The 15,285-nt window shown below is 35.1% G+C and carries 10 protein-coding genes; 8 read left to right on the top strand and 2 right to left on the bottom strand.

Annotation, left to right across the window (positions count from 1 at the left end; all coding sequences use genetic code 11):
• The first annotated feature begins 34 nt into the window (after nucleotides 1-34).
• Nucleotides 35-3,688, top strand: coding sequence for a PD-(D/E)XK nuclease family protein (locus ACTQ45_RS03310; protein ID WP_441762959.1), 3,654 nt, complete (start codon nucleotides 35-37; stop codon nucleotides 3,686-3,688).
• Nucleotides 3,678-7,604: a helicase-exonuclease AddAB subunit AddA gene (gene addA, locus ACTQ45_RS03305; RefSeq protein WP_441750536.1), complete on the top strand. Its 3,927-nt coding sequence runs from the start codon at nucleotides 3,678-3,680 to the stop codon at nucleotides 7,602-7,604. Before ACTQ45_RS03310 ends, addA begins: the two co-directional genes overlap by 11 nt.
• A gap of 135 nt (nucleotides 7,605-7,739) precedes the next feature.
• Here addA and ACTQ45_RS03300 read toward each other — a convergent pair whose 3' ends face one another.
• Nucleotides 7,740-9,125 (bottom strand): putative glycoside hydrolase, encoded by a 1,386-nt coding sequence (locus ACTQ45_RS03300; RefSeq protein WP_441750535.1) that lies wholly within the window; start codon nucleotides 9,123-9,125, stop codon nucleotides 7,740-7,742.
• A gap of 45 nt (nucleotides 9,126-9,170) precedes the next feature.
• On the bottom strand, nucleotides 9,171-9,800 hold the full coding sequence (locus ACTQ45_RS03295) for a YkyA family protein (RefSeq protein WP_441750534.1): 630 nt from the start codon (nucleotides 9,798-9,800) through the stop codon (nucleotides 9,171-9,173).
• A 134-nt stretch (nucleotides 9,801-9,934) separates the two neighbouring features.
• Between ACTQ45_RS03295 and lspA the strand changes: the two genes are divergently transcribed.
• From lspA to ACTQ45_RS03265, 6 genes are all read left to right on the top strand, one after another.
• Entirely contained in the window at nucleotides 9,935-10,393 is a 459-nt protein-coding gene (gene lspA / locus ACTQ45_RS03290; RefSeq protein ID WP_441750533.1) for a signal peptidase II, read from the top strand.
• Complete coding sequence (locus ACTQ45_RS03285) at nucleotides 10,390-11,331, top strand: RluA family pseudouridine synthase (RefSeq protein WP_441762958.1); 942 nt, start codon at nucleotides 10,390-10,392, stop codon at nucleotides 11,329-11,331. Before lspA ends, ACTQ45_RS03285 begins: the two co-directional genes overlap by 4 nt.
• 215 nt (nucleotides 11,332-11,546) lie before the next feature.
• Nucleotides 11,547-12,260 (top strand): DUF2786 domain-containing protein, encoded by a 714-nt coding sequence (locus ACTQ45_RS03280; protein WP_441750531.1) that lies wholly within the window; start codon nucleotides 11,547-11,549, stop codon nucleotides 12,258-12,260.
• Between the two features lie 270 nt (nucleotides 12,261-12,530).
• On the top strand, nucleotides 12,531-14,051 hold the full coding sequence (locus ACTQ45_RS03275; protein WP_441763028.1) for a pyruvate kinase: 1,521 nt from the start codon (nucleotides 12,531-12,533) through the stop codon (nucleotides 14,049-14,051).
• Between the two features lie 30 nt (nucleotides 14,052-14,081).
• Nucleotides 14,082-14,735, top strand: coding sequence for a hypothetical protein (locus ACTQ45_RS03270; protein WP_441750530.1), 654 nt, complete (start codon nucleotides 14,082-14,084; stop codon nucleotides 14,733-14,735).
• Nucleotides 14,698-15,135, top strand: coding sequence for a pyridoxamine 5'-phosphate oxidase family protein (locus ACTQ45_RS03265; protein ID WP_441762957.1), 438 nt, complete (start codon nucleotides 14,698-14,700; stop codon nucleotides 15,133-15,135). The genes ACTQ45_RS03270 and ACTQ45_RS03265 overlap by 38 nt, the downstream gene beginning before the upstream one ends.
• The last annotated feature ends 150 nt before the right edge of the window (nucleotides 15,136-15,285 follow it).

Below are 15,285 nucleotides of genomic sequence, written 5' to 3'. Positions count from 1 at the left end.
TTAACGTTGACACCAATGAAAGGATTGTGAGCCCATGCCGCTTCAATTTATTACAGGTGAGTTGTCGGTTAATAAAAAAAGAATCATTATAGAACAAATAGTAAAAATAAAGGCTCAGAATCCTGAGGCGATTATATATTATTTAGTTCCAGAACATTTGAAGTTTGATATGGAATCCTATCTGTTAAAAGAACTTCAAGAAATACGTCAGACGGATCAAGCAGCTATGATAGATATTCAAGTAGTGAGTTTTACAAGATTAGCTTGGTTTATGCTACCGGCTAACTTAAAGAGCGCTCAAAATCTATCGACAATTGGTTTAAGCATGTTGGTTCGTCAAATACTTCTAGAGAAATCAGACCAATTAATCGTTTATCGCGGACAGATACACTACCAAGGGTTTGTAGAAAAACTAGTCAGTTTATTTGATGAGTTATTTGAAGGTAATATTGAACCAGAGGATTTAGGCACATCCATTGGTAAAGAAATAGTTGTTGAAGAATTTAATCAAGAGGTACCTAATATTGAAGCACAGCGATTAGCTGAGCTTCAATTATTATATAGTGCTTATGTTGAGGCTGTAAAGGATAGGCAGCTTGCTAGCTACCAAAATTTCGATGCTTTAAGTCAGTTTTTGACTTCAGGAGACGATTTTAACGAGCATTATTTAATTGTGGACCATCATTATTATTTTAATGCACAACAATTAAAATTATTATTAGATTTAATTAGAGTATTCCAACAAGTTTGGATCGCTTTACCCATAAGTAGTTCTCAAGCTGCTTCTCAAATGTGGCATCCCTTAGTGCAAACTCAAAGAGAGACTTATCAACAAATTCGACAATTATGTCACTCCTTGCAACTACCTATCAATAAAGATTGGGAAATTAATCATTCTATGTATAATTTTAACGAAAGTATCAAGCAAGTCGCTGAATACTTTTATCATAATCAGGCCCAGGATAGTCAAATTAGACTAAGTTCCCAAGCTTTAACTAGCCTACCTTCGACGCATCATTTCCTTGAATTTGATTCAATTCAAACAGAGCTTCGCCATGTCAGCAATAGTATTCATGCATTGGTTACGGAAGAAGGTTATCGCTACCGGGACATTTTAATTGTGGCCAGAGACTTAGATCGGTATCAACCATTAGTTGAGCCTTTTTTTGCAATGAATCAGATTCCTTTATTCTATGACCATGCGGCGAGTATGTCTCAGCATCCTTTTATGCTTTGGTTAGAAGGCTTATTGAATTTAAAAAAATATAACTGGCGCTATGATGATTTAATGCTTGTGCTTAAAAGCGAATTGTTTTTAATGGATCCAGTTGCTCATGCGAGTTTTGATACGTATTCACCAGATGAATGGGAACATTTGATTAGTGAACATCTCTATCAAATCAGTCAATTAGAGAATATTCTTCTAGCAAATGGATATTTTGGTTTTCGATTCTTTAATTTAACATTTGATTGGTTGTTTCCTCAAGGAGAACAATTCTATCAAAACTCCTTAGGATTAACAGAAGGGAGAACGTTATTTTCTTTAGCCAATCGTTTAAGAGAATGGACTGTACAAAAGATTCATTCACCTTTAGAAAAATGGCGCAAAGATATGACGGGTGCTGAAGCTGCGAGTTGGTTATATCAACTCGTCGACCAGACTGGAGTCCGACAACAATTGATCCGTTTACGAGACGCTGCGATTGCTAAAGGAGACATTGATGCCTCAAGACGTCATGAACAAGTCTGGCAAGTCTTTAGTGAGACCCTAGATGAATTTTATACACTTTATGAAACGCAAACAGTCGATTATCATCATTTCTTAGATATTTTATTTGCTGGCTTAAAAGAGGGAAGTTATCATATTATTCCACCTACAATTGATCAAATCACTTTTTCAAACGTAGTGAGTCCTCAAGCACAACCTTTTAAAATATGTTTTGTACTAGGTGCAGATGATATTTCCCTACCACAAAAGATAGCCCATCAGTCTTTATTAACACAGGAGAATAGACAGACTATCTCGGAACACCTTTTGCCACATCAATATTTGATGAATCATAATGCCTTACACAGCAATCAAGAAGTATTCTTGGCATATCAATTACTACTTAATGCTACGGAACGCTTATATATATCTTATGCTGTCAATGTTGGTTCTCAGCACGTCAAATGGTCTCCATATTTTGAACAACTGATTAAAGGTCTTTCTCTGCCGGTTCAAACGTATACCAGTTTACTTGCAACGAATGAGGCCTCGAAGTTGAGTATGTCTCATTTCGGACGTTTCCCAATGCAAATAACACCAATCTTACAGAAAGTACGTCATCATTTCGAAAGTCAATCCGCTGTTTCTATAGAGTTTTTATCTTTAGTTAAACATATGTTGAATTATCAATCAGACTTTCCGGTCTTGAATGTTAGACCGTTAACTGAATTAATAGAAGCCACGTTTAAATTTAATCAATTGCCAGAGGATATAGATGCTAACATTGCGTTAGAATTATTTGGTAAAAACTTAAATCTTTCAGTTTCAAAAATTGAACAATATTACCAAGACCCATATAGTCACTTCTTATTACATGGTCTAAAATTACAAGAGCGTCAGTTATTCGAACTAAATCCTGCAAAAACTGGTGATTATTTCCATGAATTCTTGGACCGTTTTATGCAAGAGTTAATTTTACAAAACTTATCGGTTAATGAATTGGACCGTGAACAGTTTGACCAACTATTTACTCAAACTTTATGGACCATCAGTGAAGATCCACGTTTTAATTTATTTGATAGTCAACCACGATTAACTGCCATTAAGTCACAAATGGATCGACGTCTTCACGAATTTTTAGCATTTATTAAAAAGCAACAAAGCTTAAGTAATATAGAAACGTTACAAACTGAAGCGATTTTTGGTTTGAATTTGAAACAACAAGGTTTAGATGGTTTTGTTTATCCACTTTCGAGTGGAGGGCAACTTTCGATAAGTGGAAAGATTGATCGAATTGATCGTGTGAATGTTAAACAACAAAATTATCTGCAAATCATTGATTATAAATCTGGCAATAAAACATTTGACCTAATTGATGCCTATTACGGTTTGGATTTACAAGTATTAACGTATTTATCGGTTGCACTGAAAAATTATGCTGATCATTTGTCACTCGGCGCTTTTTATCAGCCAATCATTCATAGTTATCAAAAAGCAACAAATGAATTATTGGACAGCCAAGACGGTCAAAATAAAACCTCTGAACTACACTTAACTAAAAACCGTTTAAATGGCTTTGTCACTGTCGACCCAACGGTCATGGCAGAAGTCGAACCATCGATTGAAAGTTCAAGCAAGAGCTTAATTTATCCTGTCGCATTAAAAAAAGATGGGAACTACAATGCTTATAGCGTGGCTTTTGATGAAAATGAGTTAAAGATTCTGCTCCGATATACGCATTACATGTTTAAACGCGCTGCAGAGCAAATCCAAGCCGGAAAAATAGAACTTCAACCATTCTTGCACGAACGTTTTACACCGGCGTTACAAGCGCAATTTAGAGTGATTACAGGTTTTGATGCGACACAGTCCTATTCAACTTATCGTCATAAAACAATAAAGAAAAATGAAGTTATTCAAATGATGAAAAAAGAATTAGAAGCAATTGATGGAGAGGAGGAGACGATTGATGACATTTGAAATTAAACCTGCTAATGTCCAATTTAATGATGAGCAGTGGCAAGCAATACATCAAAAAGGCTCAAATATTCTAGTAGCAGCTAGTGCTGGGTCCGGTAAAACAACAGTATTAATTGAGCGGATTTTAACTCATTTGGGGAACAATTATGCTGAATTAGATGAATTACTAGTGGTGACCTTTACAGAATCTGCTGCAAAGGAAATGAAAGAGAGAATGGAAGTCAGTCTTAAAAAAGCTGTCTCAAAAACGAGTGACCCGATTCATCAGCGACACTTATTACATCAAATCAATCTCTTGCCAACTGCACACATTCGAACCTTACATAGTTTTTGTTTACAAATTATTCAACAATTTTTCTATGTGATCGATTTTAATCCAAGCTTTCAATTATTAACGGACGAAACTCAGAAAACATTAATCTATCAGGAGGTATGGCAGAATGTTTTGTCAGATATTCTTGAAGAAAAAACGACTAGCGAGTCCCATCATTTAACCAAAGAGTCTTTAGGAGAGTTGATGAATCGATTTGCAGATGCACGTAGCGACCAAGCTTTGTTCGATATGGTTCTGGATTTGTACTTGTTCTCAAGTTCTCATACAGAACCAAGCATATGGCTAGCAACAATTCATCAGTTAACGGCAGATTTTGAAGTGTTTAAAACCTCAGATTTATACCAAGACTTCTTAAAACGTTATATTGAAAGGAATGCTTTAGCTGCACACCGCCTTTTAGATAGAGCGTTTGATTTAGTACAAGGAACGAGTCAAGAAACCATTGATAAATATGCAGCTGTTTTGGAATCAGATCGCCAATTTATTGTGACATTACTTGAAGCCAATTACTCAGATGATTTAGAAAGCATTATGCATTTAATGGGGCATTTAAAGTTTGAACGTTGGCCGTCGACGAAAAAAACGGACGATGACTTTGATATAGTCAGCTTAATGAAAGGCTTTCGTGATGACGCTAAGAAAATTATGTCTGATCGACTAGCGACGCTATTTCATTTTAGTTATGAAGATACTGTCAAAATTGAGGAACATATCTCACCAATTATCCAACAATTAAGCACACTTACATTGTTATTTTCGGAATATCTAATGCGTCACAAGAGACAACTAAATATTATTGATTATAATGACTTGGAACACCTAACGCTTGATATTCTAGCACCTTATCATCCGGACAGTAAAAGACGTGAAGCCAGTCCTGCAGCATTGTATTTTCAGAATCAATTTAAAGAGGTCATGGTGGACGAATATCAAGACATCAATGATATCCAAGCAACTATTCTCAGTTGGCTCGCTCATGATTATCGAACAGATTTATTAGGAAATATGTTTATGGTAGGGGATGTCAAACAATCTATTTACGGTTTCCGTATGGCAGAGCCTAGTTTATTCTTAAAAAAATATCGTGCGTATGATCGAGGAGAAGGTGGAGATCTAATAGTTCTTGATAAGAACTATCGCTCGCGAGATGAAGTCTTACAGTTTACCAACTATTTATTTGAACGTATCATGGATACTGAATTCGGTGAGATGGATTACGGGGTTCAAGAATCTCTAAAGACAGGGAATCTTTCGTTTTTACCGCCAGCTGGTGATTCGATGTTTGATATCGACTTACTTCTATATCAAAAAGAAATGGATGATGATGCCAATGAATCTGCTTTAGAAGAAGACTTACTAAACTACGAATCTTCACTCGAAGCTGAGGTACATCTTGTGGCTCAAGACATTCAGAAAAAAATTGCAGACGGTTTTGAAGTATATGACAAGCAGTCAAAACAAATGCGTTTAGCCACATTTAAAGATATTGTGTTGCTGAGTTCTACGCGAAGCCCATTTTTGCCTATTCAACAAGTATTTGAACACTATCATCTGCCAGTTTTAACACAAAAAGTGGAGAATTATTTTCAGAGACAAGAAATACGTTTAATGATTGCGCTACTCAAGTTAATTGATAATCCTTTACAGGATATTCCACTCGTCGCAATTTTGAAGTCGTTTTTTGTTGGTTTAAGTGATGAAATGTTGAGTAAAATTCGAATCGAGCAGCCGAGTGGATTATTCTATACCGCATGTGCGCATTATCAGTCAAAGGAAAATAAACAAGCGGACCCTCTCATTCAACAACAGTTAACACGTTTCTTTGCCCAATTGAAACATTGGCGTTCTATTGCTAGTGAAGTTTCTTTAGTTGAACTAATCTGGACCATCTATCAAGAGACAAACTTCTTAGATTACGTATCAGGTTTGAGTAATGGTCCACAAAGACAAGCCAATTTACATGCTTTTTATCAAAAGGCGGCTGAATTTGAAGATAGTAGTTTCAAAGGCTTGTTTGGTTTTGTAAATTATATAGAAAAAGTGATGCAAACAGAAAACGATTTGGCGGAACCAGTGATTTTAGCCGAGGATCAAAATGTTATTCGAACGATGACAGTCCATGCAAGTAAAGGCTTAGAATTTCCTATTGTTTACTTAATTAACACTGGGAAAAAATTTAACTTAAGAGACATCACTCATAAACGATATATTGCATCGAAAGATTATGGTATTGCAACAGACTTTTATGATTATGAAGACTTGCTACAATATCCATCTCTTTCAAAACAAGCATTAAGAATTCAACAAGAGAGTCAGTCTAAAGCAGAGGAAATGCGTAAATTATATGTTGCTTTAACCCGTTGTGAGCAAAAACTTATTATAGTTGGTTCGATAAAAAATGCGGATGATTGGGAAGAGAAATCTGATAAGACACGTCAATTAGCAAGTAGAGCGTCAATCTTAGCAGATACACAAGAAAGACAAAATGCATCGACTTGGCTCGATTGGATTAGACAAGCATTAGCACTAGATCAAACACAACAGAAATCTGTCACTCATTTTAAACGTGAACAAGTTAAGATTGAGTTTATTAATGATGCGATGATTAAGGACAAGCAATTTGTTGATATTGAAGCATCTTTTTTCATTACACCAGAACAATGGGTCACTCAATTTAATCAGACGATTAAACAAGTCGAAGATTCAGCTCATCCAGTAGTTGAAAGAATCGATCGTTTGATGAGAGAGCCTTATGTTCATGAATTATCTACGCATACCTCAAGTTACCAATCAGTATCTGAATTAAAACGGATGTATGAAGAGCCAAGAATTGAAAAGTTAGAAGTCTTTCAAGACCGAAGAGCATCCACTCAGCAAATTCAAGAGAATCTTCCACAGTTTGAAGAGGGGACGGAGGCTATCCAAAGTATACGATATACACAGGATACTTTTGAACCCCCTCGTTTTATCGAAAATAAGCAAATGGATTATGCACAAATAGGAACGATTACACACTTTTTCTTACAACAATTGAACTTCTCTTTGTTTGACGAGGAAGATCAAACAATGTATGTAAAAATCCTAAATGAGGAAGCCAAACGAATGCTGGAAGATAATTACATTGACAGTGACCAATTATCAGTGATCCAAATGGATGCGATTATAAAGTTTTTATTGGGTTCCATCGGTCAATTTGTTATTCAGAATGCTTCACGTCTCAAGAAAGAACAAGCTTTCTCATTTTTACTACCGGCTAATCAACTACTACAAGCAAGATTAGACGAGATAACTTTAGAAAAACTTGAGGACGATCAATTGCTCGTTCATGGAGTGATTGACAATTATATTCAAACAGAAGCTGGTCTTGTATTAATTGATTATAAAACTGACCGCTTTCGTTCGGATTTAAAATTGAGTAAAGATGATCAGATTGCTCTAATTATCAAAAAGTACAAGTTTCAAGTTAGTTTATATGCCCAAGCACTTGGCAAAGCCAAGGAACATAAAGTAACGGCTGCTTATTTAGTACTTTTAGACTTTGGTGAGACTGTCAAAGTAGAGGATTTGTATGACTTTAATTAAACAAAGATAGGATTAATTAACCAGACAGTTCTGATTAATTAGAGTGGCTTGTGAATAGATAGAAAAATCAAAAAACACCCAACTAAGGAACGACCATTAAAAGTTCCGAAATTGGGTGTTTTCATTTAGATTGAATTAATAATAAAATTGATTACCGGTAAGTTCAGGTGCATAATCTACACCTTCGCTGTAATCGCCGGCAGCATTCCATAATAAGTACTCGTAAACGCCATGTTGTTGTAAGGCAACAATCTGTTCTTGAACTTGTTGAGTACCATATTCTTGGAACGTTCCGGGGATTTTATACCAGGCAGTAAAATCCTGTAGCCAAGGACGAGTGATAATTGGATTGGATACATCTGATAAGGCTATCGCTTCAGAGTACATGTATTCATCGATAGATTCAAATGGATTTAAATCAGGATAATCAATACCGAAAAATCCATCGTCCCAGTGAGAAGGGTAAATCATTGATGAAACGGCATCGACATGTTCAGCCATTTGCGCAAAGTTTTGACCAATACCCCGTACATCGGGTGCATCACCTGCTACTGCAGTATAACCAAAGATATCGGCACTAATTTTTACACCGTAAGGTGCTAATTGATCACGGGCATATTCTAAGAAATCATTTATAGCCATGATGCGTTCGCCACCTTCAGTTTCGGCATCCTCAGTAATATAACTACTGTAATTACCAATGTCATAGTCCAATGTGTCAGCAAACTCATTAAAACCTTCTGGGAAGCGTACGTAGTCAAATTGAATATCTTTAAAGCCCATCTTTGCAGCTTCAATCGAAATTTGAATATTATAATCCCATACTTCTTTTGAGAATGGGTTGATAAATTGAGCACCATTATCATCTTGCCAAATTTCACCTGTATTGATGTCATGGAATGATAAATCTGGACGACTATTAGAGAGCATGTAATCTTTAAAGGTTACAATACGTGCTATCGGATATATTCCTTTTTCTTCAAAAATCTTTAGTTTGTCTTGTAAGTCTACTAGACCTAATGAGTTTTCTTGAATCAAAGGATCGTCAGTTTCTAACCATGGAATAATTTGACCATAATCGTCTTTAAAGTCAATAACGACTGCATTAAGTGCTGTTTGATCGATATAATCAATGATGTAGTTAAAGTAGTCATCATCTAGTAAATTATCCGTCGTTAAGTATAAACCCTTAACACCCTCTGCTGGATAGGGAATATCAACGCCACTATCATAGAAGAGGGCACTGGGTAATTCAGCGGGTCTTTGTAGCAAAGGCGTCTCTCGGATGACTAACCCTTCATAACGGTTCGTTTGACCGCGATTGACACGACTTGTAAAATTGAGAATGTCTTCTTCTGAGTATTTATTCGCTACATTCGGAAGATTATAGTGAGTACTTAAAGTTTCAGTTGCCTGTTGATTACCACAAGCAGTTAGTATGCAGACAAAAAAGACTAATATGAAGACGGATAAGCCTTTATGATACGTTAGTAATCGCTTGTTTATTTTTTTTACGTTCATTTTACACCTCTTTAAAATTCGTGAAAAACACAAATTATTGCTTTGTTACTGAGCATCTACTAAAAAGACTTTTAAATTGATTAGTAGACTGGTCAATGGTTCGAAATGAACAAGTATTTTATCTAAATTGATATGATTTTCTGTAGATAGTGTGTTGACATTATCAAAGACACCGAAAAATGTATTGTAATCTGTTTCTGGATTTGCAATCGATTTAAACGTGATTGATTCTTCGGTCAAATTGTCGTGATAATCAGTAATGTAAACATTTAAATCTGTCGAAAGATCTTTTAAATGTGTAATGACTTGATCAATTTGTGCGGTAGGAATAGCATCACTTTTCTTAACATTTTCAAGCTCAGCAATAAGTTCATTTAATTTACTGATGCTTTCCGTTATACTTGTTAAATGGTCTTTTCGATTTTGAATATTTATTTGAACAAGACTGTCACTAGCATTAAAGATTCCTAAGTCTTCACTACTTTGAAGCATTGTTTCAAAATCACTTTGCAAGTTATTCTCGAGAACCTGCACTTCGTTTAGTTCATTTACTATTTGTGTAACATTCTCTTGGATCAACCCTATAGCTCTGTCAGCGCGTTGTAAAGAATTATCACACGCGGCTAGAAGGATAACAGAAAATGTAAGGAGAAATAGTTGAAAAGTTTTCTTCATAAAGGACTCCTTAGCTTTTTATTTTACGTATTTATAATTTCAATTTTATTATCACTCAAACTAGTATATAATAATAAGTATTATAAACACAAACATTATAACAAACTTCGAATCAAGAACACAAGGAGGTAATGATGACGCTAGCTTTTATTGTTGCATTTTTAATCACTGTTATTGACCAAATTGTTAAAAAATGGACGACTCATTCATTACAATTACATGAGTCCAAAGCCGGAATTGAAGGCGTGTTTGACTTCTATTACATACGTAATGAAGGTGCTGGTTGGGGAATACTGCAAGGTCAAATGTGGTTTTTCTATATTGTCACACTTATAATCATTGCTTATCTTATTTATTTAATTTACAAACACCGTCAATCCAGCGTTTGGTTGAAATTTACTTATGGATTATTGCTTGGCGGGGCAATTGGGAATTTTATAGACAGAGTCATGTTAGGTTTTGTTATTGATATGTTCCGTCTGTCTTTTATAAATTTTCCGATTTTTAATATAGCCGATACTGCATTGTCACTGGGTATATTTTTTCTCATTATACAAGTCTTGTTTACTCAAGACACAGAAGGAGTCTTATGAATAATTTAAACGAAAACACATATATTATTAAACTTACGGGACAAACAGGACGACTGGATAAAGTCTTAACTAGTGAATTCCCTAAAGAAAGTCGTTCAACAATTCAAAAATTAATTAAGGATCAATGGGTAACAGTTGATGAAAAGAACGAAAAAGCGAACTACAAGCTTGAAGGAACTGAAACAATTCAAGTAACGTTTTCTGCAGAAGAACCATTAGAACTTGTAGCGGAGAATATTCCGTTAGACATTGTGTTTGAAGATGAAGATCTTCTCGTAATCAATAAACCAGTTGGTATGGTTGTCCATCCATCAAAAGGACATCGTAATGGAACCTTAGTCAATGCTTTACTTTATTATTTAGGTAATAACTTATCAGAAACATCTGAAATGATTCGTCCCGGAATTGTTCATCGTATTGATAAAGATACGTCAGGACTTTTAGTGGTGGCAAAAAATAATTACGCTCATCAGAAATTGAGTGAACAATTGATTGCTCATACTATGGGACGTCAATACGTAGCGTTAGTCCTTGGGACAATTGAGCCCAATGATGCTACAATTGAAATTCCAATTCGACGAGATCCAAGTAGTCGTATGCGTTGGCATGCTGATAGAGAGGGCAAGTATGCCCTTACGACATTTGAAGTTCATACTCGATTTACAGATAGTACTTTGTTACAATTAGAACTTAAAACGGGAAGAACACATCAAATTAGAGTCCACATGGAACATATAGGTCATCCAATCGTTGGGGATTCAATTTACCGTCAAGGCATGAATAATTTTAGAACCTCTTTAGCTAAATTAAAAGACGGTCAGTTATTGCATGCTCAATCAATACATTTCAATCATCCACGCACTAATGAACTGGTCGAATTTACGAGTGAACTGCCCAAATATTTCACAGAAGTATTGGACACATTAGAGAAAATATAAGATAATAAGATGATAGCTTTTCTTAAAAGAAATTAATGCTTAAATTGACTATTCATTCGATAAGTGTGAGCTGTTATAAAAATAGAAGAGATTTTTATACAAAACAATAGAGAAAGGAATGCCTAAATCTAGTAATCTCATTAATCTAGTAAAATTGATTGTTTTATGAACAATAGCAAGCTAGATTTAATTAGATTTACGGCAATGGTGAGTAATTGTCTGTTAACGATAAAATATTAGAAAAGATTAGAAACCTACTTAGCCTTGCTGAGGATGGTGGTAATGACGAAGAGAGTCAAACAGCCTTACTGATGGCTCAAAAGTTGATGTTGAAACATAAAATTTCTCAAAATGAACTCAATCTTGGTGGCGAACAGAAAATTGTTATTCGTTCGTTATCTGTTTATAAGCGGATTTACTGGTGGGAAAAAGTATTAGTTAAAATAATTGCTGATAATTTCCGAGTAATGTTTTATATGCAAAGTAATCGCTTGCCACATCAAACAACCGTTCAAAGAAAACTTGTTTTGATGGGATATCCTGAAGATGTAGACTTTGCTTTTGAGATGTTTCATTTAGCAGCAGAAGCGATGAAACATTATGCAACATTACATATTAAAGAGTTTTTAGAGAGTCAAGAGGCTAAAGATAAAAAGTCACAGGGAGCTTTAAGGAAATCTTATTACCAAGGATTCATGGATGGTTTGAGTCATAAATTTAAATTACAACGTGATCAAATGATAGATGAAAATGAAAAGTATGCCTTGATGATTAAAACACCTCAAGATGTCCTGGATAAGTTTAATGAAGAGATTCAAGGTCATCTTGCTTTTAAACAACCTGAGTTAAGTAAAGAGAATGAGGCGTATACTGAAGGCTATGATAAGGGCTCGAATATATCTTTATCAAATAAATATTTAGAAAATTAAGTATTTAACAAATGAATAAATAAGTTCATGAATGTCAGGAAGTAAAACTTGCAAATAACCATCATTGGGATGTTAAATCCTTGTGATGGTTATTGTTTTAGATATAGCAAGTAAATTGACTAAGACTTAGGCAGATAGTCATATTAACTTGTCATAAAGCCATTAAAAAGTAACCTGTTTAAAATAAACGATAGTCAATTGCCGTATTGGTGAGTCTGGAAGACTAATGTTATAATGACATTAGATCGACTAAGGAGAGCGAGGGTGATTATGTTGGATTTTGATGAGGCTTACAAAGTTACAAATGCTAAGGATTTGTTAAAAGAAATTTCTGAGTTATATCAGTTAGTTGTCACTGAAGGCGATGCCATCTTCGAAAAATGGGAAGCGGATATTATTCGACCAGAATTTAATGAGAGCGCACGCAATTTAAGTTATTATTTAGCTTTAAGGCAAAGAGATATACGTGGAATTCAACGCGACCTTGTTCCATGGGGCTTATCTTCTTTAGGTCGTCTAGAATCAAAAACGTTAAGTACTCTAGAAGCGGTCATTCACGCCTTAACTGCTATTGTGGGTGAACAAGTAAGCGAGCAAACGCCTCCCTTTGATGCGTTTAATCTTGGTGAAGAAAGATTAGCCTTTAATACCGCTTTGATTTTGGGTGAGAAACCGAATAACCGAAACACACGAATTATGGTTACAATGCCGACACAAGCAGCAGGTAATATTCAATTAGTCCGAGATTTAATTAATAAAGGCATGAATGTAGCACGTATTAATTGCGCTCATGATACAGAAGATATCTGGATGCAAATTATTGGGAATATACGTCAGGTATCAAACGAACTTAATAAAGATGTCCGTATACTAATGGATATTGCTGGACCTAAAATACGGATAGATTGGATATTTACCACTCATAAGAAACCTAAAATATCCTTAGGTGATACGATTTATTTGACGAAAGATTACAATCATTTACCGAAAAATAATGAGGCTAAGGTAACTGCAGGCTGCAGCATCCCACAAATATTTGAACAGCTATCTATAGGTGATGCTGTTTTAATTGATGACGGAACTGTAGAAACCAAAGTCATTGATGTTAGTCATGATTACGCCAAATTAGAAGTCCACAAAATCAAAGGCAAGAGTATCCGTATCAAAGCAGACAAAGGATTAAACTTTCCTGGACTCTATTTTGCGATCGATATCCTCACACAAGAAGATAAGGAAGCGATTGCATTTTCAGCGGAACATGCAGATATTATTGGTTGCTCTTTCGTTCGAGATGTTAACGATATTAAGTCAATTCAATCTGAATTGCATAGCTTACTTGGTAAAAAGGCTAAAGATATACCGTTGATGGTGAAGATTGAAACCGTCCAAGCCGTTCAAAACTTAACTCAAATTATTTTAGCCGCAGCAAGTCATAATCCGTTTAGTGTCATGATTGCGCGAGGGGATTTAGCTGTTGAAACAGGTTATATTCGTTTGGCAGAAGTTCAGCAACAAATCATGTGGATTTGTGAAGCCGCAGATATTCCAGTCGTTTGGGGGACTGAGGTACTGGCTAATATGATTGATACTGGAATACCAAGTAGGGCAGAAGTAACAGATGCAGCTGAAGGCGGGCGTTCTGACTGTGTGATGCTAAACAAAGGGGATTACATTGTTGATACAGTCGAGATGTTAGACGAAATTCTCCATATGATGAAGGAACATCAATTTAAGAAGACCCCCAAACTCAGAGCACTAAGTATTGCCAAAAATAATGATCACAAAAATTAATTGAACAATTAATATAAAGGAGTTGGCTGATTGAACGAGTTTCAAAGAGACCGTGAATTAAATATAAAAACAAGTGGCATGTATGAATTAAATGAATGGAATCATGCTCACTATAATCGAACAGAATCGACGAGTTACTATGTTCTTGATCAATTATTTAAAGAATTTAATTTTAAACCAACCGATCATTTAATCGATTTCGGTAGTGGGAAAGGTCGGGTTCTGTTTTATGTCCATCACCATGCTCAAATACCCGTTACTGGAATTGAATTAAGTTCCACTGTATTTCAATCATTAAGTACTAACAAACAAAACTATTTGAGTAAGTTTCCTAGTACTAACCCAATTAAATTGGTAAATGATTTTGCGGAAAATTATGAGATAGCGAAACATATGAATGTTTTTTACTTTTTTAATCCATTTTCGGGTACCATTTTTAAAAAAGTGTTAGATAACATTATTTCATCAATCGAAATGTACCCAAGAGAAATCACATTAATTATTTACTTTCCAATGCCAGCTTATTATGCCCATTTAGAAATGTTCGGTTTTTTTGACATAAACAGAAAAATAGCAGTACAGCTGGAAAAAAACTTTACAGATGAAGTTTTAATATTAACAAATAATCAGTATAGAGGAGTCAAAGATGAGCGCAGAGAAATATTTAGCAATTTTGCAAGATAAAGTCGGTGTTGCAGTGTTTGGTACGGTGAATGAAGATCAAAAGCCGGATTCACGGTATATTAATATCGGGGTAGCAAATGATCAAGGTGTCTTTTTTATGACGAGTCCTACAAGTAAGTTTTATTCACAATTAATGAATCATCCCTTTGTTTCAATTACGGGAATGGCCAAAGCAGATGGTGAGATGGAAGTCATTCGTATTAAGGGAGAAGTCCGAGTGTTAGGACAAGAAAAATTAGAGGAAGTATTAAAAGATAATCCTTATGTAAAAGATGTTTATCCTGATGAAGAGAAAAGAAAAGACGCTCAAGTATTCCAAGTGTTTAAAGGGACTGGAAATTACATGCACTTACAAAAGCGATTTAATGAAGACTTCACCTTTGAATCAACTAATGGCTAAATTTGACACAGTGGTGTAACTATATAGAAAGTAGATGAGACTACCATTTATCGGTAGTCTTTTTAGTGAATAATTGTCAAGGGTCATTATTAGTTATACGAGTTTATTAATAATTGTACTTGTCCCAGATGTTGATTGATGATATTCTAT

Origin of the sequence: Fundicoccus sp. Sow4_D5 (assembly GCF_052116365.1) — a bacterium.
GTDB lineage: Bacteria > Bacillota > Bacilli > Lactobacillales > Aerococcaceae > Fundicoccus.
This window is presented reverse-complemented; position numbering and strand designations above follow the sequence as displayed.

Bases quoted from the DNA above. Each gene is read 5' to 3' on its own strand.
- ACTQ45_RS03265 (WP_441762957.1), top strand. From the start codon at position 14,698: ATGAGCGCAGAGAAATATTTAGCAATTTTGCAAGATAAAGTCGGTGTT.
- ACTQ45_RS03275 (WP_441763028.1), top strand. From the start codon at position 12,531: ATGTTGGATTTTGATGAGGCTTACAAAGTTACAAATGCTAAGGATTTG.
- ACTQ45_RS03295 (WP_441750534.1), bottom strand. From the start codon at position 9,800: ATGAAGAAAACTTTTCAACTATTTCTCCTTACATTTTCTGTTATCCTT.
- ACTQ45_RS03285 (WP_441762958.1), top strand. From the start codon at position 10,390: ATGAATAATTTAAACGAAAACACATATATTATTAAACTTACGGGACAA.
- ACTQ45_RS03300 (WP_441750535.1), bottom strand. From the start codon at position 9,125: ATGAACGTAAAAAAAATAAACAAGCGATTACTAACGTATCATAAAGGC.
- ACTQ45_RS03310 (WP_441762959.1), top strand. From the start codon at position 35: ATGCCGCTTCAATTTATTACAGGTGAGTTGTCGGTTAATAAAAAAAGA.
- lspA (WP_441750533.1), top strand. From the start codon at position 9,935: ATGACGCTAGCTTTTATTGTTGCATTTTTAATCACTGTTATTGACCAA.
- addA (WP_441750536.1), top strand. From the start codon at position 3,678: ATGACATTTGAAATTAAACCTGCTAATGTCCAATTTAATGATGAGCAG.